Below are 22,991 nucleotides of genomic sequence, written 5' to 3' on the forward strand. Positions count from 1 at the left end.
TGCGGAGCAAGCATCCGGGGTGGAAGCCCACAAAACTGAGCAACTACAGAGTTTTGGCAGAAAGGAGCAGCTCTAATGGCCAGAAAACGCATGATTGACCCCAACTTCTGGATCGACGAAAAACTCGGTACATGCGATCCGATGGCACGCTTTACGTTCATGGGTTTGATAAGTCAGGCGGATGATGAAGGCAGATTGAACGGGCACCCGGCATTAATCAAGTCGTTAATATTTCCGTACGACTACGGTATTACTACTGAACAAGTAAATGAATGGTTAAGCGCTCTTCAAACCAGAGGTCTGATCGTTAGGTATGAGGTGTCTGGGCAGTCGTACATAAGCATCCCAAACTTCCTCAAGCACCAGACAATCAACAAGCCAACAGCCTCGAAACTACCAGCACCACCAGACGGAAATCAAGGCCCTGGCGGCGGTGGAGGCAACGATCCAGAACCACTACCGGATGACTACGGTAGCACTCCCTCCCAAAAGAAAAGAAAAGAAGTAGAAAAGAAAGAGAAAGGAAAAGAAGTAGAAGCAGAAGTGGAATCGACAACTGCCGACAACCCCTTCACTTTTTACGAAAAAAATTTTGGAGTGCTGGGATCATTCATTGCAGAAGAGATCAACGAGTGGTGCAAAACGTTAAGCGATGAATTGGTGATCGAAGCAATGAAGCGAACACTCTCTCAGAATCACCGCAAATGGAAGTACGCTGCTAGCATACTGAGAGATTGGCACGGAAAAGGGATTAAGACCGTTGCGGAGGCAGAAGCTGAGAAACAGCAGTTTCAACAGCAAAAGGGGCATAAAGTGGTTCCTCTTCGCGACAACCTCAAGGTGGACAAGCTGCCCGAAAGCGTCCAGTGGCAAATGCAGCAGGAGAAGGACGGGGCTATCCAACCGAGCAAAGGAAGGCTTCTGCAAGACGATCCTGTGATGATGGAAAAGCTCGAACGCATGAGAAAGTCAAGGACAGCAAGCAGGTAGGGGGGATGAACTTGAAACGACTTCAAACCTTTACAAACACTGAATTTGGTCAAATTCGCACCATCGACATCAACGAAAAAACATATGCGGTCGGAAATGACGTTGCAAAGTCTCTTGGATATGCGCGGCCATACGAAGCTGTCACCGCACATTGCAAGGGGGCGGTAAGTTACCGTGTCCTTACGGAAGGCGGAGAACAGGAAGTCAAGGTCATTCCAGAAGGCGATATCTACAGGTTGATCGTGAAAGCGGCAGATCAAAGCAAGAACCCAGCGATCAAAGAAAAGGCAGAACGTTATGAACGTTGGGTGTTTGATGAGGTTTTGCCCTCCATCCGCAAACACGGCATGTACGCCAAGGATGAGTTGCTGGACAATCCGGACCTGCTGCTGGAGGTCGTCTCCAAACTCAAGGAGGAGCGCGACAAGCGGATTGCAGCGGAAAGGCGTATCGAACTGGATCGTCCCAAGGTTGTCTTTGCAGAAGCACTAGAAACATCAAATTCAAGCATCCTGATCGGCGAACTGGCGAAAATACTCAAGCAGAACAGAATCGACATTGGCCAGAACCGTCTGTTTGCCCTCCTACGAGAGCAAGGGTACCTCGGCCGCAAAGGGGAGTATTACAACATGCCAACGCAGCGATCCATGGAACTCGGACTGTTTGAGATCAAGACACGTACCATCAACAATCCAGACGGAAGTGTGCGAGTAACCAAGACGACGAAGGTCACGCCCAAGGGACAGGTGTACTTCGTGAACAAGTTCAAAAACGAGAAACGGCCGGCATAGGAGGGTGACATGGGAATCAGAGTGAGTCAAGCGAATCGCGGACAAGCATTCGAGGAGGTACTGAATTTTACGAACGGCCAGTACGAGAGCGCAGGCATCGCACTCATTCACAAGCGGCCCACGCCGATTAAGGCAACGAAGACAAAAGGCAGCCGCGTGCTGGCCGGGTACTTCGAGGAGAAATCAACGGTCGATTATGACGGGGTGTACCGGGGCCGGGCCATCTACTTCGAGGCCAAGAGCACGCGTGAACGAACGAGATTTGACCTGGCGAACATCAGCAACCACCAGATTGAGCATCTGGAAAAAGCGGAACGAAACGGAGCTGTATGCTTCTTCTTGATCGAGTTTGCTGCCACGCACGAGGTATATCTTGTGCCACTTGCAACCATGAGGCATTACCTGCTTCATGCAGCGAATGGCGGGCGCAAGAGCATTCCCAAGGACGAGTTTGACGTATACGCGTTCGCGGTCGAGCGGACAAAACGAGCAGCACTGGACTATCTCCTGCTGGTGGACAAGCTACTGGGTCACGGTGCTGCATAGAGAATGAGGGAGAGTGTGGAAGATGAGCAGAGCGCGTACACCCAACAGATTCGGAACAGATATGCGGGCGCGCAGAAGAACAGAGCCAGCGCAGGCTGCACACAGCGAGTGCATCACCCGGCCTATGACGCCGGAAGAGCGCGCCTGGTTGGAGTCGCTGCCGAAGCCTCACAAAAAAGACAGGATCATCGGCATGAGCATTGCAGCGGAAAAGGCGATGAAACGCAAGCGCGGTCACACCGGATAACTCCGGCCGTGGCTACCAAACAGATCGAGGACAGACTTGTAAACCCGAACGGGCACAACAGGAAACACAAAAACAACGTGTCCGGCGGCCAGCTGTAACTTGTCGGACGGCTGCTCGATGGCAAACGGTATCTCCATCGCCTGCAAGGCATCTTTCAAGTAGGTTGCTTCTGACCATTGGACTGAATAGTAAAACGACTTTTCCATACGAAACACGCTCCTTTTTCACATCATATCGCACTAGGGAGGGTATCGCATGAATTATGTTGAGCCAATCAGGGACAAAGCAAAACTGGAAGAGCTGAAAGCACTCTTGAAAAAGCAGTCGGCGCGCAACGGATTTCTTTTGAACTTTGGCGTAAACACGGGTCTGCGGATTTCAGATATTCTCCCCTTGAAAGTTCGGGATGTGAGAGGTAAATCGCACATTTTGATTACCGAGAAGAAAACGGGTAAGCGAAAGAGGTTTAAGATCAATCAGCAGTTGCAGGCAGCAATTCGGGATTACACACATGGTATGGACGATGACGAGTACCTGTTTGCGTCCAGCAAGCGACCGCGACCGATCACACGGGTACGGGCCTACCAGATCATCAACGGAGCTGCGCGTAAGATCGGCTTGAGCGAGATCGGGACGCACACGTTGCGCAAGACTTTTGGGTACCACTTCTACCAGCGGACGCGGGACATCGCGACCCTGCAGATGATTTTTAACCACAGCCATCCGTCGATCACCCTGAGATACATCGGCATCACTCAAGACCTGATCGACGAGGCGGTAGATGGCTTTAGCTTGTAAGATACAAACGCTCAATTATGTTAAATCGGGGGTAAATCGCGTGAGAATGCTGTCTCTCTGCTCGGGAATCGACGGTATCGGTTTGGCAGCAAAATGGGCCGGGATAGAGACAGTGGCCTTTTGCGAGATCGAGCCGTTTCCGCAGAAGGTACTCCGCAAGCGATTCCCGGGAATACCGATATTCGATGACCTGCGGAAGCTGAACAGACAAAAACTGATCGAGGCAGGGGTGATAACCGATGATGGAAGCCGAACAATTGACCTTATTTGCGCCGGATACCCTTGCCAGCCTTTCTCCCACGCCGGGAAGCGACTTGGCGAGGCAGATGACCGCCACCTCTGGCCGGAAGTGTTTAGACTTGTGTGCGAGATCAGGCCCTCTTGGTATTTTGGAGAAAATGTTGCTGGACACGTCACATTGGGCCTCGACAGCGTACTTGCTGACCTGGACAGCGCGGGTTACACCGCAAGGGCGTTCCTACTTCCGGCTGCAGCCGTCGGTGCCCCGCACAGAAGAGACAGAGTTTTCATTGTGGGCTACACCGAGCGCTTCGGATTCAGTGGGTAGCCACGGGGGCGGACAGGGGAGATCGCTCAGGACCGACATAGCGAACTGGAAGAAAGGTGTGTGGCCTACTCCGCAAGCAAGAGATTACCGCAGCGGCGACAATCCAGACTCTCCGAGGGTAGCACGTAAAGCGGAGCAGGGATGGAGCCCCAACCTGAATGATGCGGTGAAGCTCTGGCCCACTCCCCGGGCGAACGATGCGGAAAAACGCGGCAATATTAACGCTGATGATCCGAGGAATGGGCTTCCGGCGGCTGTAAAACTTTGGCCGACCCCAAAAGCTACACTACGTGGGGATTGCCCATCCGAAAGAGAGCGGCGAACGCCAGACTTACATGCAGCCGTGAAGATGTGGCCGACTCCAAATGCCTCCGACCATAGGGATAGAGGAAATCTTTCAAGTCCGTGCATACAACGACGCATAGAGATTGGAAAGCAAGTGGAGCTGTCAATGTGTGTCTCGGATAAGAGTGGACAGCTCAATCCAGACTGGGTAGAAGCTCTGATGGGCTTTCCGATTGGTTGGACGGACATAGACCGCGACGAAACCGAGTCGCACTGGATCGACGAGCCGAGGTGGCCGGCAGGGCCGCAAGAGGAACAGCACGAGTGGGAGCCGCCGCGAGTGGCATCAGGTGTAAAGAACCGGGTGCCAAGGTTGAAAGCATGCGGCAATGCAGTGTTACCGGCGCACGCTTACCCGTTCATGGCGGCGATCAAAGCGGTGCATGATTCGGAAATATCTTAACAAACTGCTCAAAGAGGAAAGGAGAGGGAATCTTTGATTGTTGAGTGCATGGAAAAGCGTGCTGGAAAATGGGTTGAGGGCAATTGCTATGAAGTGCAAATAGGCCGCGATAGTAACGGCCGTTACATCAGAACGGCAGATGATGAGTTTATGTATTTCTACCAAGCAGATCAGGCTTTGATTCAAGGCGTAGAAGCAACATTCGAAATTCACGAGTAGTTTTACAAACTGTGTAGGGAGGAAAGACGGATGGACGAAAATCGTTGCGCGATTTGCGGAATTGAGCTTGATGAAAGTAGTTTTTATGATGACACCTGCGACGATTGCGCGGTCAAAGAAGGGCTGTTGGATACCGAGGATACACAATAGTTAGGGAGGCAAGCGCATGGCAGTCATGGAGTCGATGTATGATCTTGCGTCTAGGCTCCAACAACAAAGATTCAGCACCACGCAAGAAAAACTCACACAAATGGAGGTCGAGCGTTTCCTAACATCCGAAGGGATTCGCTTTGAACGAGAAAAGCACCTCTCCGATAGAGACATTCCGGATTTTCTTATTCAAACTCCATTCGGCAACGTGGTTTTGGAAGTTAAGACGCGATACCCTCGCAAGGCGATATACCGCCAGCTTGAACGGTACGCTGGACATCAAGAGGTAAAAGGATTGATCCTGCTGACAGGAACAAGCATGGGATTGCCGCCTATGATAAATGGAAAACCATCTATTGTTGCATCTCTAGGGGCAGGTTGGCTATGACCAAAACATACGGAAAACTTGCACTGATAAATGACAAGTGGGAAATGCGAGACATTCCGCCACACATCGCTATAAGGCTCAAGCAGTTATTTCCACGTATTCCGAAATGGCAGACGGGTACGTACACTTTTCCGAACGATAAGAGTCATTGCGCCGATCTGTCATGGTTCATAATCCGCTATCCGATGCGCATGTCTGATAGAGATCGAGAGGTTTTGGAAGGTGGACGAATCCAGTTTGAGAGGGACCAGGAACGAATGGAAACTATCATGCGGCCGGATTATGTTCCACCGTCCCGGGCAGGATTGCGGCCGGGCCAGAAGATCAGGCAGTATCAAGCGCAGGCCATTGAGTTATGTCTCACTCGACACTCTCTCCTGCTCGGTGATGACGTGGGACTCGGCAAAACCTACACAGCGGCAGGCATGCTGTTGGAAGGACAGGCACTACCAGCTGCAGTGGTTATGCAAACTCACTTGCAGGGTCAATGGCAAGAAAAAATCGAGGAGTTTACAACGCTGAAGGTTCACAAGGTCAAGGGAACCAAGCCGTATGACTTACCTGCAGCAGATGTCTACCTGTTCAAATATAGTCAGCTTCTGGGATGGATTGACACGTTCGGCGATGGCTTCTTTAGAACCGTTGTTTATGACGAGATACAAGAATTAAGGACAGGGACAGACAGCGGAAAAGGCCAGGCGGCACGACGACTATCCGAAGCAGCAACATATCGCCTTGGACTGTCTGCAACCCCGATTTATAACTATGGGGTGGAGATTTGGAATATCATGCAATTCATCGAACCGCACATCCTTGGAAGCTACGATGAGTTTTTAAGGGAGTGGTGCGTTGGCAGTCGTGAAGTTCGTGATCCAGATGCACTGGGAACATTCCTACGCGAACAAAACGTCATGCTACGGCGGACTAAACGCGAAGTGGGCCAGCAAATGCCACCTATCAACGTGATCGTCGAACATGTAGAACCAGATAACCAGACGCTCAAGTCCGTCGAAGACTTGGCGAGGCAGTTGGCTGTCAAAGCCACATTCGGCTCATTCACAGAGCGCGGCCAGGCTGGGAGGGAACTGGATCTACTTATGCGGCATGCAACAGGTGTCAGTAAAGCAAGGGGAGTGTCCAGGTACGTCAAGTTGCTTTTGGAGGCAGATATACCTGTACTGCTTATGGGCTGGCACCGTGACGTCTACGAGATTTGGCTGGAGGAGCTGGCGGATTATCAGCCTGCCATGTATACCGGCAGCGAAAGCGAGCGGCAAAAGGCTGAATCAGTTCGGAGGTTTGTGGAAGGCGAAACCAATCTGTTCATTATGTCGCTTCGGAGTGGTGCAGGGCTTGATGGACTGCAACATCGTTGCTCAACTGTCGTCTTTGGTGAACTGGATTGGTCTCCGAAAGTCCATGAGCAAATCATTGGTCGTCTTAATCGGGAAGGGCAGCAGGAACAGATCACGGCTATCTATTTGAATACTGACGAAGGTAGCGATCCTCCCATGGTCGAGATACTCGGAATCAAAGCGTCACAGGCCAAGGGGATTATTGATCCGGGCCAACAGCTTGAAGCCAAGCATTCGGATAAGAGTCGAATTCAAGCGCTGGCTCAACGATATCTGACAAAGGTGGAGCAAGCGCGAATAGCTGTGAATGCTGCGGCGATTTGACAAATCGGTAACTCAGGTAAGGAAGGAGCCACTACATGGACGACAACAAGGTCAAAATGAACCAAGATAAATGGTTTGCAATCATGGTGATCGGTATCGTCTTTTGTGTATCGGCTTGCACAGCAGTAGTTGCGTTTGCAGGGAAGTAACACAACATTACTTTTGGAAAGGCGGGATACGATGGCGGCAAAAGGAAGAGTCATTACCACAGTCAAATCAGAATTCCGCCTTTTCAGGCAACCGCACAAAATTGGTGATGTGATCGAAGTAAACGAGAAGTCCCTTCTCATCCTCGGGATCGAACGCTTCACTTTATACGGCTCAAGGTTAACGGTTTGGTACACATGCCAAAACCTTATGATGACGGACTATGTGTCGATGAAAAAGGCATATAAAGAACAGCATGCTGTCGAAGCCCACGTGAGACTAAAACATGATGATGATCGGATAAAGTGGTTCGAACTTGGAACTGTCCACTACATCAAAGGCCATGCTTACAAAATCCAGGAGTACACTGAAATACTCATCAAAGGGACGGATATCGAGGTTAGTTTCATAGTTCGGCCGATCTATCCGATCGACCGGAAAGAGGCAAAGGCGAAGCTGTTTTCAGAACGACGGAAAAAGCTGCAAATAGAAATTTTATAGGAGGGGAACGGGATGCAAGGACGTGAGATCAAGTTTCGGGCTTGGGATGGAAGCAAACTCATCAGCGTTGTGTATCCAAAAAGCAACTACAAATTTGAAGTCGATTGGGATGGGAAATTTAAACTCCATACCTTCCATGAACGTCAGGAGATCACTGACGAACACGGAGAGACTTGGAAGCAACCTATTTGGGAAACGGTAGAGAATGCTGTAATCATGCAATTCACCGGACTCCGTGACAAGCACGGCAAAGAGATTTACGAGGGCGACTTCTTTAAAATGGAAAATGATCTAGGCGTTGTTAGATATCGTAATGGTGGATTTTACGTTGACTGGAGTCCTCCAGTGACATTTGGATTACACGGTTATTTGTGGCTTGTACACGATAGGGGCGAAGTGATCGACAACATCTATGAGAACCCGGAACTGCTGGAGGTGGGCAAATGAAAGCAGGAAGGGAACTTGATGCGAAAGTAGCGGAGACGTTGGGGTGGAAAGTAGTCTACTACGACGGTATCCCGAATGTGTGGATAGGCGGCACTGATAACAGCAGCGGGGAGAACAAGGGGCTTCTCCCCCACTTCTCCCTCACCTGGGAAGGCATGGTCGTGCTGGTGGGGGAAGCGCGGAAGCAAGGTATCTATCTTGAATACTCGCACTCGCTGAACGGCGGGTACTACGGCGGAGCATACAGTTTTGATGACGGCGAGTATCAGATGGATTACTCCACAGAGCAAGCAGTACCGACAGCGCCACATGCTGTAGCTCTGGTTTACCTTATGGCAAAAGGAGTGATCGCGAATGCGTGACGCAGCAGAAGACTTGGCCATGTGCGAGGCCGCCACGCCGGGGCCTTGGAAGACGTCACAACACGATCAGTATTCGCTCGATATTGTCAGCATGCCTGAACAAGAGACTATTTGCTGGACCGATAGTTTTGGACAAGGTGCGCGTGATGGTCATTTCATCGCCGAAGCCCGTGAAGCGCTGCCGCACTGGATACAACGGGCGGTTGCGGCAGAGGCGGAAGCCCAGAGGTTTCGCGCAGCCTTAGAGAAAATTGACATTCATATCCGTTCAACTAGCGATGCTGTTCCGCACATCATTGAGACGTTGAAAAGAGCGCTGCCTGAGTATAAAGACTGGTGGGACATCGGAGAATAGCTTAACAAAAGAGAAATTGTGATGAGGTGAGGGCGTGAATAATCTTTGTGAGGTATGCCGGGAACATGAATATACACGGCTTTGCGATTATGCGGAGGGTACGGGAATCGTAACGAGTGTAGATTTTCAAGAAATGACGGAAACATGTGATAAGAAAATTTGCTCAAAATGCGCTGTAAATCTTTGGGCTAATTGCGATGTTTGCCCCGATCACGCTGAACAGGTTAAGAAAAAACTCACTTGATGAAAGTCCGCCAAAACAAAAAACAGCCCCCAGCCGGGAGCGCGTATATATGTTCGCCAAAACAATTATACCACGAGCAAACGGACAGGGGGAACGGAAGATGAGTGCTGTTGAAAAAGCAGAAACTGTGGTAAAATATCCCTTAGAAAAAGGTGTCAGGGTCATCATCATTGAAGACGGGAATGTCGTGGAGAACTACAAGCTCGAAGCTCACCACAGGTTTACGATCATCACCCAGGATGACAAACTGCTTGATACCGAAGATACCAGACGCAAACGTTATCGCAAAGCTAAATAAATGCCTGACTGAAAAGCAGAGGGCGTCAGAATGTTCACCCAATACGGGTGTGTTCTGGCGCTCTCTTTTGTTTTGCCCACCAAAGGAGGAACGAGCCATGGCGAAGATTCGCGACATCCTACAGTTCAAAAAGCGAAAAGAGAACAAACCGATTAGTTTCACGGATCATCTGGAGCGCGCAACGGAGCGCCAACGCAAGCCGCCGCCGAACAAGCCAGCCGAGGTTCTGACGATCGAGCAGCTTCGCAGGCTGATGGGTGATACCGGGCCAAGGCAGTTTCTAAAAGATAAAAACAAAGCACGCAAATAAACGCATTGGGGAGGGGTTCTCATGCACGATTTGCTTATGGATTATAAAAAGACTCGAAAAGGACTAAACGCCGCCTACGAGGCGCTCAGAGCGTCTGCTGAGGCCGGAAACGAAGATGCCATGGCAGAGCGTCAACTGATCGGCGAGATGCGCGGTGAAGTGGAGTGGATCATTGAGTGGTTGGAGACAGGTCGGCGTCCAGGTAACCGTCGTGGAGCAGAGCGCCAGGCCGCTTATCAGAGGGAGAAGCTTATGGACCCTGTCAAGATGCAGGCGTACGTTGCGCGAAGCACAGCAGGTAGCCCGGTGAACCTAACAGAGTGGGAAATGCAGCAGATCGAAGAGGCATTGTGCGTGTTGAGTGAGAGGGAAAGAGAGTGCTATGTGTTGGCTCACGGAGAGTGCTTCTCGTATGAAGCCATTGCCGATATGTTAGGAATCAGCAAAAGCAGCGTGGCCACGCACATCAAGCGTGCGCAGGCGAAAATATCTGAGCGACTGATGAACAGCTTATTCCTTGTGGGATAAGCTGTTTTTGTCGATATAAGGGGTGGAGGCGATACATATGGCATTAGACTTGACTGTAGATGCGCCGTGGATAACGACTGGTGCGATCAAGCTGGGGGTGTTTGTAGTAGGGCTTGCTGTTGCCCTGGCGTTGGTAAACACGCTAGCGCCAAAGTGGTTGCGGGGGATTTTGAGCGCCGCCGTCATGTTAGGAGGAATCTACCTGTTTTCTCTGTGGTTGAGTTGAAAAGCACGATTTTTGTCACACGAAAGCCACCTATAAGTGAAAGGAGCTTTTTCTTTCGTGAGAACCCCTTCCGTTACCGCCTCGGAAACGGGGCGGAGTTTTTCGTTAAGAGATAAACAGACCTCAGGTGTCAAATCAAAACTATCAATTAGGAAAAACGTACCAATCCCGTCTACATTATGGTAAAATAGGGTAAACAGATATAAAGGGCGGCAGTTCAGATGATGGACAAGTATTTTGGATTTAGAGCAGGATATATCCTTCTGGCGTACTTTGTTTTGAGAACGACGTTATTGGCTGGCAACGTTCCGTTGGCTGTTACTTTTGGATCGCTTGTACTTTTTCTGGTGCCTTTTGTGTTTGAATACTCAAGTATGCTGTCAGCTTCTTCTGTGGGAAGGATTGTTAGGGAAGTTGGGTTTTGGTTTTCAGTAGCAGGATTTTGCATTTCGCTCACATCGATGTTTTACGGAATTTATTTAAACCATTCATCAGTAACAGAAAATAAGATAGTGCACATATTAAATTACCCGATATCACTTGAAACCGTCTGGAAATTGTGTGGGTTTTGGTTAGTTTTGGGCTTGATTGATTGGATTGTATATAGCACTGAAGAAGAAAAGCGGTTCAGGGAAGAATTAAGGAACCGGGAACGCGAAAAACATGGTGCTATTTCGTTTCAAGAACGCGTAGATCATTACAAAGGACGAAAAGCAGAGGGTTAAGGCAAGGGAGGGGTTATAATGGATATGTTCGTCCACATTGCCCTGTTGGTGTATGTTGGGTTAGTCGTTGGTATTTATCTGAAATTCTTAGATAGCGGAGTTAAAGTGCGCCGGAGATCGCTATTATTCGTCTCAGCACTTCCGTTTATTATTGCTTACCTGCATGGTGGGGTGATGATTAAGTGCATAAAAGAACAACGTTCTGTTAGATTAAAACAATTCTTTTTTCCTGCGTTGAAGTTCCCTTTGCTCATAGGTGTTTTTATTGAATTATTCCTAGAAAAGCAAGCGCAGGCGGTTGCTGCTAGGTCAAGATCAATAGACAAAACCCGACGAGCAAACAAGAAAATCAGGAGCATTAATTCAGCTAGAAAATCAGTGGAATTTGACTTTAATATTATCAGAGATGCTACAAACTTGTATAAGAAAAAACTTATGCCAAAAGAAGCAGTGTAAAAAGCACCTGAACTATGGTGCTTTTCTTTGTGCTCACCAAAATGGTGGTGGTTATGTAGTGATGATTGAAAAGGTTGGCGACTACTTCGTTGATACAAGCACCGGTGAGAAGCTGATCCCCGAGACCATCCTCCGCCGTCAAACTGAAATCGTCAAGGTGTTCGATGCGTCAAAAGGCGGTCGGATGCCCAAGCATATAAAACTGCGTTCAGCAAGGGAGCAAAAGCGGTTGTACTACAATCAGCTTGACTTGCAGGAACGCGGTTTTTTGTTTTCGCTGTTATGCCTGATGGATTGGGAAACCAACCTCCTCGTTGGGGATGGGGAGAATGGCGAAAAAGGGAGGCCGCTATCGTGGTCCATGATAGACCAGATCGTCGGCGTATCCAAACCGTTTCGCATCAGGGTTGTGCGAAAGCTAGAGGAACACCGCGTCATCGGGTATATGGTCGTGGGTGGAAGGCGAGTGGGGATCGTGATTAACCCGCGCTATGCGCTGTTTGGGAGACATCCGGACGATGCGCTGCTGCAGGTGTTCGAGAGCGCAGCGGATGTGTGGGACGAAGATGATCTGGAGGCAGAAACAGCCGCGGATAATAGATATTTATAAGATATTCCGCGAGAGTTGAGAGCGATTGATCCCTAGAGTTACAAGGGTTTGATCGTGATTTCAGGGGGTAAATGCCGTTTACCTTTTTGGGCTGAAAGGTAAATCTCGTTTACCTCACTAACTTTTAGTTAGCAGATGATTTTCAAAACAAACTCAATAGGTGGTGGTGATGATGTAGATGGCAAAGGCGAGAAGCCCGAACCGAGAACGCGCCCTGCAAATATGGCTGGAACGCAAGGGCGACATAACCAATCGCGAACTTGCTGAAATGCTGGGCGAGAAGGAAAAAACGATCAGCAACTGGAAGAGCCGTGACAAGTGGATTGTAGTACTACAAACAGGTGAATGTAGTACTACAATCAAACGTGAGTCAAAGGCCGGAGCGCCAAAAGGGAACAAAAACGCCGTGGGAAACTCGGGAGGAGCTGCGCCGAAGCGCAACTCGAACGCCGTCACCCACGGCTTTTTTCGTAAGTTTTTCCCGGAAGAGACACTGGAGATCATGGAGCAGATCGAAACTAGGTCTCCACTGGACATGCTCTGGGACAACATTGTGATCCAGTACACGGCGATCATCCGGGCGCAGCAGATCATGTTTGTCCGCGATCAACAGGACGAGACGCGAGTGTTAAAAAAGCAAAAGGATGGCGAAACATCGTTTGAACAAGAGTGGGAATACCAGCACGCTTGGGACAAGCAAGCGACGTTCCTCCAGGCGCAGTCACGCGCTATGGCGACGTTGCAGTCGTTGATCCGGCAATACGAGGACATGTGCAACAAGGGGCTGGCGACCGAAGAGCAGCGCTTGAGGGTGGAGAAGTTGAAGCTGGAGGTTGGGAACCTGCGTGGGGATTCCGACGGCGATGCACACGCTCAAAACAGCGGGTATGCTGCGGCACTGGACGCGCAGGCAGCAGAGGTTTTCGCGGATGAGGTGAACAGCAACGATGAAGAGGCGTAAGAAAACCACGTCGTTCAAGTTCGTGCCTTTTAGCCTCAAGCAAAAAAAGTTGCTAATGTGGTGGACGGACAGCAGTCCGTATCGCGACTATGACATGGTGATCGCCGAGGGTGCGATCCGGTCGGGTAAAACCATCGGTTGCATTGATTCGTTTATCACCTGGTCGCTGGCAAAACATCGCCAGCAAAACTTCATCGTGGCCGGGAAGTCGATGGGCGCGCTCAAACGTAACGTCCTGGAACCGATGTTTCAGATTCTGACGGCGAAGGGAATCGACTATCACTATCACCGCTCAGAAAACCCGCATATCATCATCGGCACGAACACCTACTACCTATTCGGCGCCAACAACGAGGCCAGCCAGGATACGTTGCAGGGGCTGACGGCAGCCGGAGCATACCTGGATGAGGTGGCGCTGTTTCCGCGCTCGTTTGTCGATCAGGCGATAGGCCGTTGCTCGGCAGAGACCGACGGCAACGGGGCGAAGATATTCTTCAACTGTAACCCTGCCGGGCCGTATCACTGGTTCAAGACCGATTTCATCGACAAAGCGAAGGAAAAGAAAATCCTTGTGCTCCACTTTACGATGGATGACAACCTGAGTCTCTCCGAGCGCACGAAAGAGCGCTTTCGACGAATGTTCAGCGGAGTATTCTTCAAAAGGTACATTCTCGGTTTGTGGGTGATGGCTGCGGGCATCGTATATGACATGTTTGATGAGGATGTTCATGTCGTTGACGAATTGCCTGATTCGTTCGATAGGCTGTTTGTCGGCGGTGACTACGGGATGAACAACCCGACGACATTCCTGTTGATTGGCCAGAAGGGTACGGACTTTTACGTCATCAGGGAGTATTACTACGGGGCTGGTCAGAAGAAGAAGAGTACGAGCGAAGAAGAATCACAAGCGCGGCAAAAGACCGTTTCGCAATATGCAGATGAGTTTATTCACTTTCTTGGCTCGGACAAGCCCGAGTATATTTTCCTTGATCCATCGGCAGCAGCGCTTATCATCGAGTTCAAAAAGCGCGGTTTCTCCATCAAGGGCGCGAGTAACGATGTGATCGACGGCATTCAATTGGTCCAACAGTTACTGGATGGACATGAAGGTCGTCTTTTTGTGCATCGTTCATGTGTCAACCTAATTCGGGAGTTTTTTTCCTACCTATGGGACCCAAAAGCACAGGCAAGGGGAGAAGACGAGGTGGTAAAAGAGAACGACCACGCGCTGGACGCGCTGCGGTATGCACTGTATACCATGTGGCATCTGCTGCGTAAGACGTCCAAACGCGAAGAAAGACGACGTAACGGGGGAGGAGGCTGGATTTAATGTCGGACGCTACAGGGTGGTACCCGATTGGCAAGGCAGAGAGTGGCGGCGAAAGCCAGCAGCTAGTTACCGATCAGTTTGAACATGAGTACGACGAACACAAGCTGATACGACCAACACTTGACCCGTTGGCATGCGTGCAGGTAGTAAAGCAGAGCAATATCATCCCGCAGTGTGTCGAAGCGTACAAGACAAACGTCACTGGATATGGCTATTCGCTGGAGTACCTGCCAGGCCAAAGTGATGACACTGCGAAGGCTGAATGGGATGTTGCCGACCGTTTTATGCAGACAGCCAATCTGGAGGAATCGGTTGAACAACTGTTGAGCCAGCTAGTCGAAGACATTGAGCATTGCGGTAACGCGTATATCGAGGTGGCGCACGGCGGCGGATTGCCTGCCATATACCGGATTCCGCCGGAGTATATGCGCTGCACGGCACCGCTAGAAAAGGTTGACATGAAGTACCGACGATTGGTGCAGGGAAAGGTTGAAGAATTCACGCAATCCAAATGGGTGCGAAGATACGCGCAGAAGAGAGGGGCCAGCATTACGTGGTTCCGGGAGTTCGGAGCACCTGGAGAGGGAAACGAAGTCATCCACCTGCAGCTCGGCAACGGTACGTATGGCGAGCCGCGATGGTCGGGCAACTCGCCGGGCGTAGTCGGTTCGAGGAAGGCGGAGGAACTGAATCTCGACTACTTTGACAACGGGCGCATGCTGGCGATGATCTTGACTGTCATGAACGGGGAACTGGCCCCGAAGTCGATTGAGGCCCTGAAGGCAGCAAAGGGGAAGGGCTCACACGGCGGTATCCTATATCTCGAAGTACAGGGCTATGACAAGGGTCTTACGGGCGAAGAAAAGGAGAAAACGAGCATCAAGCTGGACAAATTGAACGACCTTCTCCAGCAAGATGCTCTTTTTCTTGAGTACAACCGAGAAAAGCGGAAGGAAACACGATCTTCTTTCCGTCTGCCGCCTATCCTAACTGGCGAGTCGGAGGACTACAACCGTGCGACTAGCGACAATGCCCGCCGTATCGCGGAGGAACAAGTCTTCCAGCCATACCGAAAGTGGCTCATGGACGAGATTTTCAACAAACGCCTACTTCCTTCGATCGGTGTTTACCGGGTAAAGGCGATCCTTCGCAGCCCGAAAATCAGTGACCCAGAAGAGCGCAAGGCCATGCTGGATTACCTGGCCGACCGGGGGATTTTGGTTGTCCGTGACCTCATTCCGATCGCAGAAGAAGTGTTGGGAGCTGTCATCGACGAGGGCCGTTACCCAGCAGGCTATCTGGACACGCCGATCTCGCAGCTTACCCCTGCACCTGATTCGTTCGGGGTATTGGAACATGGCGCAGACCCGGAAGAAAAGCTGGCTACGGTTGCCAAGCGATTGCTCCGAGAAACGAGGGATCGCCAGCATGTGTGACCAGTGCCTGTACCTGATTGCCAAAGCTGACGATGATGATTTTCTCGATAGCCTTGACCTGACCCATGCCGAGCGCGCGTTGCTGGATAAGCTGTACAAAGAGGGCGAGGAAGCAATCGCTGACATACTGGAGTTGCAAGGAAAGGCACTCGACGAAGCGATCCAGGAACTGAGCGACGAGTTGGCTGTAGACGCTGATGAGTTGTGGAAAGTGATTGTCGCTGTCCAGGCAGGAGACTTTTTTCAGGAGAAGTTCGAACAAGCTGTTTATGACGCATTCATGCCGCTGTTCCATCTTGCAGGAGAATCCGAGGCAATAGGGATTAACCCGGAGGCAAAGTGGGAGCAACAGAACAAGGCAGCAGCCAAGTTCGCCAAGAAGCTGAAAAAGCTAGTACCTGCCATGAACAACACTGCAGCCGATCACATGCTGCGTTCTTTCCAGCGCGCGATCGAAAGCGGCGAGACACCAGCAGAACGCGCTATGCTGGTCAAAGAGGTAAGCAAGCAGGCAGCCAACGGCGAGGAAGGGCCGTTCTCGATGACTCGCGCCGTGAGGGTATCGCGGACGATTTCTACTGCGGCGGCAAACGGCGGTAAGCTGGAGGGCTGGAAGCAGTCTGGTCTTGTCAAAAAGAAGCGCTGGCGTGCTGCGAACAACAAGCGCACGCGTGATACGCATAAAAGGGCTAATGGCCAAGTCAGGAAGCTGGATGAGCCTTTCAAAGTAGGAAAGAGCAAACTGATGTATCCAGGTGACCCTGACGGCAGACCGGAAGAATTCATTCATTGCCGTTGCACGATGCAATCTTTATTCGACTAATAAAAGGGGGTGAGAAAGATGAGGTCGATACCAGGTAGCACAGAAGATGTAATTCTTACGCGACCAGAGAGGGGGTGAATATAGTGCCATATGCACTAAAGGACGCAAAGATTACGCATATCTCCTTGGTAGACAAGGGAGCCAATGGCCGCCCGTTCGCGATCATCAAGGAAGAGGGCAAGGAGCCGTTGCAAAAGGATATCCGCATCGCCAAAGCGGACAAAGCCAAGCAGATCGTGTACGGCCTTGTCTATGAGCCAGACGTCGCAGATGCTCACGGTGATATGATGACCGCCGAAGAGATCGAAAAGGCAGCTCACGGCTTTATGGAGCGACAGAACACCTACAACATCGACAAGCAGCACGATCTTGAAGCTGATAAAGGCTATGTGGTCGAGTCGTACATTGCCCCGCTGGACATGGCTCTTGGCGATCAGGAAATCAAAAAAGGGTCATGGGTCGCTGGTGTTAAGGTGACGGACGCCGATACATGGGAACAGATCGAGAAAGGCGAAATCACTGGTTTTTCCATGTGGGGAGTGGGGAAACGGGAGAAGATTGAGGGAGCCTCTTCGGATACCGACGATGAAACGGTAGAGAAGGGGCTTTTGCATTCGATTGCCAAAGCTGTCTCCCGCATCATCAAAGGTGATGTCAAAGACAAGTACGAGCGGAATAAAAAAACAAACGACTTTTGGAACGCTTGGAATGCCTTTGAAACCACTATCCGCCGTTACAACTGGCAAACTGATCGATATGAGTTTGAAAGCGATCCTGAAAAGGCAAGGGAAGCTATTCAGGACTTTGCTGATATTTTGCAAGAAATTCTCGGCGCAAGCGATATTGCCAAAGCGTTGGGCAAACCGCCTGTAGAGATTGCCAAGGCAGGCAAGAAGCTATCCGCAGCTCGCTTGGACAAATTGAAGCAAGTCCATACCACAATCACTGACCTGCTGGCCGAAGTAGACGACCAGACAGGAAACAAGGAGGACGATGACGTGAAAGCAGAAGACATTCAAAAGGCAGTAGAGGCGGCTATGACGCCTATTACCAAACAGTTGACCGACCTGCAAGCAGAAGTGGCTGAGTTGAAGAAGGCCGAAAACGGCGGGGAGACTGGCGGACAACAAACCGATCCGGCCACTGCCGCGTTGACTGACGCGATCACAAAAGCGCTGGAGCCACTCTCGAAGCAAGTCGAGACACTGGGTCAAGAAGTGCAGTTTATTAAGAACGCACGTGGTGCCAGCCAACAGACACCAGGTGATGGCACAATCCAAAAAGATGACGGCAGTTCCTTTGCTGGGCTGTTGTAAGGAGGAATGAAGAGCATGAATAAAAACGGACAGATCATCAAATCTGCAACAGTAACAACAAACGACTCTTCGGCGCTCAACTATAAACAAGTCGAAAAGTTCATGGACATGGCGTATGACTCCACAGCTTTCTTGAAAGGTATCCGACACGAGACGCGGACGTCGGCTCAAGGAACTATCGACAAGATCGGGGTGACTGGTCGGAATCTCCGTTCGAAGGTTGAAGATGTCATGGCGACGAACACAAAAAAGCCAACCTTCCCACAAGTGCCTTACTCGGTTACGCCTGTTGTTCTGCCGTTCGAGATCACGGAGGAGTTCATTCGTCAGACGCAGCGCGTGCGCGGACAAAATGCGGAAGAAGTCATTCTTCGCCACATGACACTGAACTATGGCGACAATATGCAGGACCTGGGCTTTAACGGCGACACCGCAACAGATTCCGGCAACCCTGACTATGACTTTTTGAAGATCAATGACGGCTGGCTGAAGCTGGCGAAGGCAAACGGGAACTACATTGATTGGGCAACGATCTCCGCCAGCGAGAAAAAGGGTATTCTGTTTGAGTTGGAGCGTGCCATTCCGACACGCCAGCGCACGGGCGGCACCTTCAAATACTTCATGCACCCGAACACCTACTCCAAGCGACTGCAAAAGCTGGCGGAGCTGGATAACTCGGCGGCAGTGCAACTGCAAATCACTGGCGGAGTGAAAAAGATCAACGCCTACGACGTGGAGGAAGTCCCGCACATGCCAGAAGGCGCGATCCTGTTCACGTACCAGCCGAACTTTGTCATGGTGCATACCTATGACATGCAGATTCGCAAGACGACGGAGGGCAAAGAAGCCATCTACGCTGACAAACGTTTCTACGCGATCCACTCCGACTTTGACCCGATCTTCGAGGAACCAGCAGCGGTTGCCTACGTCGAAGGGGTGGAGTTTTGATGCTCGTTAAATTTATCGGAGCAAACGCCTCGCTGCAAGCTTACGGTTATCGTTTTGAGAAGGACAAGCTTGTGCGGGTGGATGACGCCAAGGTTCTTGCGAAACTGAAAGAACGCAAGGATTTTGAACTGCTGGAGGAAGTGAAGCCTGCTAGCCGTAAGAAAGCTGAGGGCAAATCAGAAGAGGGTGGAACCGATGCTGACGCCGGAGAAGGTAAAGCAGCAGAGTAGCACACGGGCCGTTCAGGAAATGACTCCTGAGCGGCTTTCTTACCTCATCGACGAGGCCAAAGTGCGCATTGAGTTGTTCACATCGCGACCGTTCGTAGATGATGACGGCCGTCTGGAAGTCGCTCATTTTCGCTTGGTCGAAGCGATGGCCCTCACGGATAATGACGAGGTACTTGGTGCAGAGGCGCGCGGCATCACATCAGAGTCCGATCAGGGCTACTCCTGGTCGGTTGATCGGGCAGCTGTGACGACAGGCAGTCCACTGGTCGACTCGCTGCTGCGCCAGTGGATGGCATACACAGCTGAGGCGACCGATGGCGGTAACATAAAGGTGATGCTGCTGTGAACCATCGGATGAACGATCAGATCGTTCTGAGACGCACAGAAACGGCCAGAGACGCGCGCAACAGGATTAGCACAATAGAACTACCCTCCCGAATAGTTATGGGCTGTATACGGGCCGTAGAGTCGTCCTGGCAACGTCCGGCGAACGCTGACCCGGTGACATGGGAGTATAAAGCCACACTCGGGTTTTTGCTGACCGAGGATGTCCGCAAAGACGACGTGCTGGAGTTACCGGGACGGGGTGATTTTGTGGTTGTAGCAGTGACGCCCGGCCGCCGCCTGCTGTCTGTTATCGCCATCCAGGAGAAGCGAGGTGCCGAGTAGTGGACTTCCGAGAGTTTCAAAAACGGATGGAAAAGCTGCATCGAGGCGCGCCGCAGGCACTTGAGCGTATCATGTACCAGTTGGGCGAAGAACTGCTTAACCATGTCATCGAGGAACTGAGCCGCCAGGACTTGATCGATACCGGGACACTCTGGAACTCCTTTTCTCAGGGCGATCCCAACAACGTCTGGGAGTTTGACGGAGATCGAGACACCTTGACGCTTGAGGTCGGCTCCAACCTGACATATGCCGAGCACCTCAACGACGGGTATACGATCAATAAGCCGTATTTCGTGCCGGGGTACTGGAACAGTGTGGGTAGGTTTATTTATGATCCATCCGCAAAGAGCGGTTTCACGGTGAAACCACGTAGTTTCATCGGCAGGAAATACTTTGACATCGCGCTGCAAAACTTCCGGGGCGGGATGAAGGCACTGCTAGAAAAACTGCTGCAAGCTGAACTGGAAAGGATGGTGAAGTGATGGAAAACCGTGAGTTGTCGTGCATCATCGACTTGTTAAACGAGGCGTACCCGGACCTCGCCATCCTGGATAGCTTGGATGTGTGGCTATCTGGCAAGTTTCAGCCGCCGATTGTGTTTGTTCAGACGCAGGAAGTGACTGAGCGCGGCAACACTCTGACGTCGTACAAAGTGATCTCCGACGCCGGGATCGTGTTGCACCACCCAAAACGTAAGGTCGGCGGTCAAGAGGTGTACGAGCCGATCTCTACCGATCCGCTGCGGCAACTGCTTCGCCGCGAGCGATACAGCTACCGGGGCAAGACGGACGGTTTGTATATCGACATCGACAACACGTCGTTTCGAGTCCGCTCGGACAAAAAAGACCGGACGGAAATCACCTTTCGGTTCGAGTACAAAGTAGCGATTCCGCGCCCGCAAGTCGAGAAAATCAACACATTTGAAATCGAGGGGGACTGGTCATAGTGGCTGTCCGAAAAGAACAGAGTAACGATGCTCCTGAGATCAGCAGAACAAAGCAGGAGTGGATTGAGAGCGCAGCATACATCAAGGCAGAACGCTTTGAAGTAGCGGGCGCTCTTTTTGATGTGAAAGACAATCAAGCGGTGGCCGAGAGCGAAGTAAAGCGTCGGATCGCCAAGTACAAAGGCGGTGTGTAGTCATGACCATTCAACGTGAACGGCCGGGGGTAACGGTCGAACTGATCGCAAAAGCAAAAGAACGCGTCGTGCCAAAGAGCGGCGTCGTGCTGGTTCCGTACCAGGCAGAGTGGGGGGCGCCGGATACAATGGTCAAGATGACCGGGTATGACGAGCGCATTTCAGAAACCTTTGGCGAGGTTGATGTGATCGAGCTGGCAGCCGAGGGCGGGGCAACCATCATCGGCTATCGCATGACAAACGGCAACGCGGTAAAAGCGGCCTATACACAGGCTGATGCTATCCAGATCGAGGCGTTGTATCCGGGCACAAAAGGCAACAGTATCGCCGTATCCATCAGTGCTTCAACGGCAGAACTGGGCAAAAAAGAGTTGCAGGTGAAAGGGCCGATCAAGACCGAGAAGTTCTCCTTTGCTGATGCGACAGAACTGGTAGCCAAGACTGCCCAGTCCATCTACGTTCGTGTCTCCAAGATCGGAGACACACCAATCACAGACGTTGCCGAAACTCTGCTGACAGGTGGCGTCTCTGGCAACGCTGGCCTGGCTCCAACCGATGCCACCAAGCTTTTTGCTGCTGTATCCGGCGCTGACTTTGATGCCATGTATCTGCCGTTCGACGATCCGGCTGTGCAGGCGGCAGCCAAGCAGTTTATGAGCGATCGTCGTACGCTGAATAAAAAGCTGAGTACACTGGTCATCGGTGGGAGCAGCAATGACGACGAAAACATGACCAAGCACACGGAACGCTCTGTCGCGCAAAACGCCCGTTTTGTCGTCAATTGCGCCATCGCAGGCCAGCACAACAACGGAAAAGTGTACGGCAGCTTGCAGTGGGCGGCGTGGGTAGCGGGCATGATCGCGGCAACGCCTGCCCACGAGTCTTTGACCGCGGTCGTCGTGCCGCTGAAAAAGGCACTGAAGGATTGGGGCCACACCGAAATCCTGAACGCCCTCAGCACCGGGACATTGATTGCGACACGGGATGGAGACGTGTACATCATCGAGAGTGCCGTAAACACACTCTCCGTACTCGGCCCGAAAGACCGCGAAGACTACGGCAAAATCCGCGTCAGCATGACACTCGATCAGATCGTCAACGACATCAATGCCGTGGGCAAAAAGTACAAAGGCAGATTGAGCAACAACGACCTGGGCGGCGCGGTGTTCGTCTCCGCGGTCAACGCCTATATGACCGTTCGTGAGCAGCAGGGCGCGATTGATACGGGCTGGTCGTTTACGGACCTGAAAAACGGCGAGGGCGACCGCCGAGGCTTCTTGCTGAAAGCCAAGCCGCTCGATGCCATCGAATACTTCGACATCGACTGGGAGGTGCTGTAGATGGCTATTGCACGCGATATCAAACTGAAAAACTGCCAAGTCTACGACGACAACGGCGATCCCATCTACGGGACGCTGGAGGGCAGATTCGTCCTCAAAGTCGAGTACGGCGACACGAACCGTCTGCAAAAAGGCAAAATCCAGACGATCAACGACTGGCACGTCGAAGTGACCCTGACGATCACGGCAACCAACGCCGCGCTGAAATACTACTGCGTTGAGCAACTGACACAAGGCAAGACACCTGTCCTGCCGTTTTTGATAGGCGAGACACTGGACAAAGAGGCGGGCAATACAGAGCGCGTCCGCATTTCCAACATTGTGCTGAACCCAGAAGAGTTGACCTTGTGGGAAGCGAAGGCTGATGGCAACGATAACGCGACGTATGAGATCAAAGGCATGTCCAACGAGAAGCCAGACTATCTGGACGAGCTGCCTGAATACATCGAATAGGGGGAGAAAACC

The 22,991-nt window shown here is 51.4% G+C and carries 35 protein-coding genes and 1 pseudogene; 35 read left to right on the forward strand and 1 reads right to left on the reverse strand.

Annotation, left to right across the window (positions count from 1 at the left end; all coding sequences use genetic code 11):
• The first annotated feature begins 75 nt into the window (after positions 1-75).
• The 4 genes from AC27IT_RS16975 to AC27IT_RS16990 are packed head-to-tail and all read left to right on the forward strand — an operon-like array spanning position 76 to position 2,574.
• A complete protein-coding gene (locus AC27IT_RS16975; protein ID WP_487091943.1) occupies positions 76-990 on the forward strand; it encodes a DnaD domain-containing protein in 915 nt (304 codons plus the stop codon).
• Positions 991-1,001: 11 nt separating this feature from the next.
• Positions 1,002-1,781 (forward strand): phage antirepressor, encoded by a 780-nt coding sequence (locus AC27IT_RS16980; protein ID WP_487091944.1) that lies wholly within the window; start codon positions 1,002-1,004, stop codon positions 1,779-1,781.
• A 9-nt stretch (positions 1,782-1,790) separates the two neighbouring features.
• Positions 1,791-2,327, forward strand: coding sequence for a Holliday junction resolvase RecU (locus AC27IT_RS16985; RefSeq protein WP_487091945.1), 537 nt, complete (start codon positions 1,791-1,793; stop codon positions 2,325-2,327).
• Between the two features lie 22 nt (positions 2,328-2,349).
• A complete protein-coding gene (locus tag AC27IT_RS16990) occupies positions 2,350-2,574 on the forward strand; it encodes a hypothetical protein (protein WP_487091946.1) in 225 nt (74 codons plus the stop codon).
• Here AC27IT_RS16990 and AC27IT_RS16995 read toward each other — a convergent pair.
• Positions 2,562-2,780 carry a hypothetical protein gene (locus tag AC27IT_RS16995; RefSeq protein ID WP_487091947.1) on the reverse strand — a complete coding sequence of 73 codons (219 nt, stop codon included), beginning with the start codon at positions 2,778-2,780 and terminating at the stop codon, positions 2,562-2,564. The two genes, AC27IT_RS16990 and AC27IT_RS16995, sit on opposite strands and share 13 nt — an antisense overlap.
• Before the next feature lie 49 nt (positions 2,781-2,829).
• Between AC27IT_RS16995 and AC27IT_RS17000 the strand changes: the two genes are divergently transcribed.
• From AC27IT_RS17000 to AC27IT_RS17150, 31 genes and pseudogenes are all read left to right on the forward strand, one after another.
• The gene (locus AC27IT_RS17000; protein ID WP_487091948.1) at positions 2,830-3,372 is read left to right on the forward strand and encodes a site-specific integrase; all 543 of its coding nucleotides are present in this window, start codon (positions 2,830-2,832) and stop codon (positions 3,370-3,372) included.
• A gap of 46 nt (positions 3,373-3,418) precedes the next feature.
• A pseudogene (locus tag AC27IT_RS17005) lies at positions 3,419-3,916 on the forward strand (DNA cytosine methyltransferase); the annotation flags it as partial.
• A gap of 475 nt (positions 3,917-4,391) precedes the next feature.
• Positions 4,392-4,688: a hypothetical protein gene (locus AC27IT_RS17010; protein ID WP_487091949.1), complete on the forward strand. Its 297-nt coding sequence runs from the start codon at positions 4,392-4,394 to the stop codon at positions 4,686-4,688.
• 33 nt (positions 4,689-4,721) lie between these two features.
• A complete protein-coding gene (locus tag AC27IT_RS17015) occupies positions 4,722-4,907 on the forward strand; it encodes a hypothetical protein (protein ID WP_487091950.1) in 186 nt (61 codons plus the stop codon).
• Between the two features lie 166 nt (positions 4,908-5,073).
• Positions 5,074-5,445, forward strand: coding sequence for a hypothetical protein (locus AC27IT_RS17020; RefSeq protein WP_487091951.1), 372 nt, complete (start codon positions 5,074-5,076; stop codon positions 5,443-5,445).
• On the forward strand, positions 5,442-7,124 hold the full coding sequence (locus AC27IT_RS17025) for an SNF2-related protein (protein ID WP_487091952.1): 1,683 nt from the start codon (positions 5,442-5,444) through the stop codon (positions 7,122-7,124). Before AC27IT_RS17020 ends, AC27IT_RS17025 begins: the two co-directional genes overlap by 4 nt.
• A gap of 180 nt (positions 7,125-7,304) precedes the next feature.
• Positions 7,305-7,772 (forward strand): hypothetical protein, encoded by a 468-nt coding sequence (locus AC27IT_RS17030; RefSeq protein WP_487091953.1) that lies wholly within the window; start codon positions 7,305-7,307, stop codon positions 7,770-7,772.
• A gap of 12 nt (positions 7,773-7,784) precedes the next feature.
• Complete coding sequence (locus AC27IT_RS17035) at positions 7,785-8,219, forward strand: YopX family protein (protein ID WP_487091954.1); 435 nt, start codon at positions 7,785-7,787, stop codon at positions 8,217-8,219.
• Positions 8,216-8,581, forward strand: coding sequence for a hypothetical protein (locus AC27IT_RS17040; RefSeq protein ID WP_487091955.1), 366 nt, complete (start codon positions 8,216-8,218; stop codon positions 8,579-8,581). Before AC27IT_RS17035 ends, AC27IT_RS17040 begins: the two co-directional genes overlap by 4 nt.
• Positions 8,574-8,936, forward strand: a complete 363-nt coding sequence (locus AC27IT_RS17045; RefSeq protein WP_487091956.1) for a hypothetical protein — start codon at positions 8,574-8,576, stop codon at positions 8,934-8,936. The genes AC27IT_RS17040 and AC27IT_RS17045 overlap by 8 nt, the downstream gene beginning before the upstream one ends.
• Positions 8,937-9,280: 344 nt before the next feature.
• Positions 9,281-9,478, forward strand: a complete 198-nt coding sequence (locus AC27IT_RS17050; protein WP_171506256.1) for a hypothetical protein — start codon at positions 9,281-9,283, stop codon at positions 9,476-9,478.
• A gap of 97 nt (positions 9,479-9,575) precedes the next feature.
• Positions 9,576-9,788: a hypothetical protein gene (locus AC27IT_RS17055; protein WP_487091957.1), complete on the forward strand. Its 213-nt coding sequence runs from the start codon at positions 9,576-9,578 to the stop codon at positions 9,786-9,788.
• Positions 9,789-9,809: 21 nt separating this feature from the next.
• Positions 9,810-10,316: a sigma-70 family RNA polymerase sigma factor gene (locus AC27IT_RS17060; protein WP_487091958.1), complete on the forward strand. Its 507-nt coding sequence runs from the start codon at positions 9,810-9,812 to the stop codon at positions 10,314-10,316.
• A gap of 37 nt (positions 10,317-10,353) precedes the next feature.
• Positions 10,354-10,542, forward strand: a complete 189-nt coding sequence (locus tag AC27IT_RS17065) for a hypothetical protein (protein WP_487091959.1) — start codon at positions 10,354-10,356, stop codon at positions 10,540-10,542.
• A gap of 221 nt (positions 10,543-10,763) precedes the next feature.
• Positions 10,764-11,267 (forward strand): hypothetical protein, encoded by a 504-nt coding sequence (locus AC27IT_RS17070; protein WP_487091960.1) that lies wholly within the window; start codon positions 10,764-10,766, stop codon positions 11,265-11,267.
• Positions 11,268-11,285: 18 nt separating this feature from the next.
• Complete coding sequence (locus tag AC27IT_RS17075; RefSeq protein ID WP_487091961.1) at positions 11,286-11,723, forward strand: hypothetical protein; 438 nt, start codon at positions 11,286-11,288, stop codon at positions 11,721-11,723.
• A 61-nt stretch (positions 11,724-11,784) separates the two neighbouring features.
• Positions 11,785-12,333 (forward strand): hypothetical protein, encoded by a 549-nt coding sequence (locus tag AC27IT_RS17080; RefSeq protein ID WP_487092008.1) that lies wholly within the window; start codon positions 11,785-11,787, stop codon positions 12,331-12,333.
• Positions 12,334-12,511: 178 nt separating this feature from the next.
• Positions 12,512-13,294, forward strand: coding sequence for a phage terminase small subunit (gene terS, locus AC27IT_RS17085; RefSeq protein WP_487091962.1), 783 nt, complete (start codon positions 12,512-12,514; stop codon positions 13,292-13,294).
• Positions 13,281-14,624, forward strand: coding sequence for a PBSX family phage terminase large subunit (locus AC27IT_RS17090; RefSeq protein WP_487091963.1), 1,344 nt, complete (start codon positions 13,281-13,283; stop codon positions 14,622-14,624). The genes terS and AC27IT_RS17090 overlap by 14 nt, the downstream gene beginning before the upstream one ends.
• Complete coding sequence (locus AC27IT_RS17095) at positions 14,624-16,060, forward strand: phage portal protein (protein WP_487091964.1); 1,437 nt, start codon at positions 14,624-14,626, stop codon at positions 16,058-16,060. The genes AC27IT_RS17090 and AC27IT_RS17095 overlap by 1 nt, the downstream gene beginning before the upstream one ends.
• On the forward strand, positions 16,053-16,883 hold the full coding sequence (locus AC27IT_RS17100; RefSeq protein WP_487091965.1) for a phage minor head protein: 831 nt from the start codon (positions 16,053-16,055) through the stop codon (positions 16,881-16,883). Before AC27IT_RS17095 ends, AC27IT_RS17100 begins: the two co-directional genes overlap by 8 nt.
• A gap of 83 nt (positions 16,884-16,966) precedes the next feature.
• Positions 16,967-18,199, forward strand: a complete 1,233-nt coding sequence (locus AC27IT_RS17105; RefSeq protein ID WP_487091966.1) for an XkdF-like putative serine protease domain-containing protein — start codon at positions 16,967-16,969, stop codon at positions 18,197-18,199.
• 15 nt (positions 18,200-18,214) lie between these two features.
• The gene (locus AC27IT_RS17110; protein ID WP_487091967.1) at positions 18,215-19,147 is read left to right on the forward strand and encodes a major capsid protein; all 933 of its coding nucleotides are present in this window, start codon (positions 18,215-18,217) and stop codon (positions 19,145-19,147) included.
• Complete coding sequence (locus AC27IT_RS17115) at positions 19,147-19,377, forward strand: hypothetical protein (protein ID WP_487091968.1); 231 nt, start codon at positions 19,147-19,149, stop codon at positions 19,375-19,377. The genes AC27IT_RS17110 and AC27IT_RS17115 overlap by 1 nt, the downstream gene beginning before the upstream one ends.
• On the forward strand, positions 19,343-19,723 hold the full coding sequence (locus AC27IT_RS17120) for a head-tail connector protein (protein WP_487091969.1): 381 nt from the start codon (positions 19,343-19,345) through the stop codon (positions 19,721-19,723). The genes AC27IT_RS17115 and AC27IT_RS17120 overlap by 35 nt, the downstream gene beginning before the upstream one ends.
• A 155-nt stretch (positions 19,724-19,878) precedes the next feature.
• On the forward strand, positions 19,879-20,046 hold the full coding sequence (locus AC27IT_RS17125; RefSeq protein ID WP_260507524.1) for a hypothetical protein: 168 nt from the start codon (positions 19,879-19,881) through the stop codon (positions 20,044-20,046).
• Entirely contained in the window at positions 20,046-20,528 is a 483-nt protein-coding gene (locus AC27IT_RS17130; RefSeq protein WP_487091970.1) for an HK97 gp10 family phage protein, read from the forward strand. The genes AC27IT_RS17125 and AC27IT_RS17130 overlap by 1 nt, the downstream gene beginning before the upstream one ends.
• On the forward strand, positions 20,528-20,992 hold the full coding sequence (locus AC27IT_RS17135) for a hypothetical protein (RefSeq protein ID WP_487091971.1): 465 nt from the start codon (positions 20,528-20,530) through the stop codon (positions 20,990-20,992). Before AC27IT_RS17130 ends, AC27IT_RS17135 begins: the two co-directional genes overlap by 1 nt.
• Positions 20,992-21,186 (forward strand): hypothetical protein, encoded by a 195-nt coding sequence (locus AC27IT_RS17140; protein WP_487091972.1) that lies wholly within the window; start codon positions 20,992-20,994, stop codon positions 21,184-21,186. The genes AC27IT_RS17135 and AC27IT_RS17140 overlap by 1 nt, the downstream gene beginning before the upstream one ends.
• Positions 21,187-21,188: 2 nt before the next feature.
• Positions 21,189-22,526 carry a phage tail sheath subtilisin-like domain-containing protein gene (locus AC27IT_RS17145; protein ID WP_487091973.1) on the forward strand — a complete coding sequence of 446 codons (1,338 nt, stop codon included), beginning with the start codon at positions 21,189-21,191 and terminating at the stop codon, positions 22,524-22,526.
• A complete protein-coding gene (locus tag AC27IT_RS17150) occupies positions 22,527-22,979 on the forward strand; it encodes a hypothetical protein (RefSeq protein ID WP_487091974.1) in 453 nt (150 codons plus the stop codon).
• The last annotated feature ends 12 nt before the right edge of the window (positions 22,980-22,991 follow it).

This window comes from Brevibacillus sp. YAE8 (assembly GCF_057543335.1).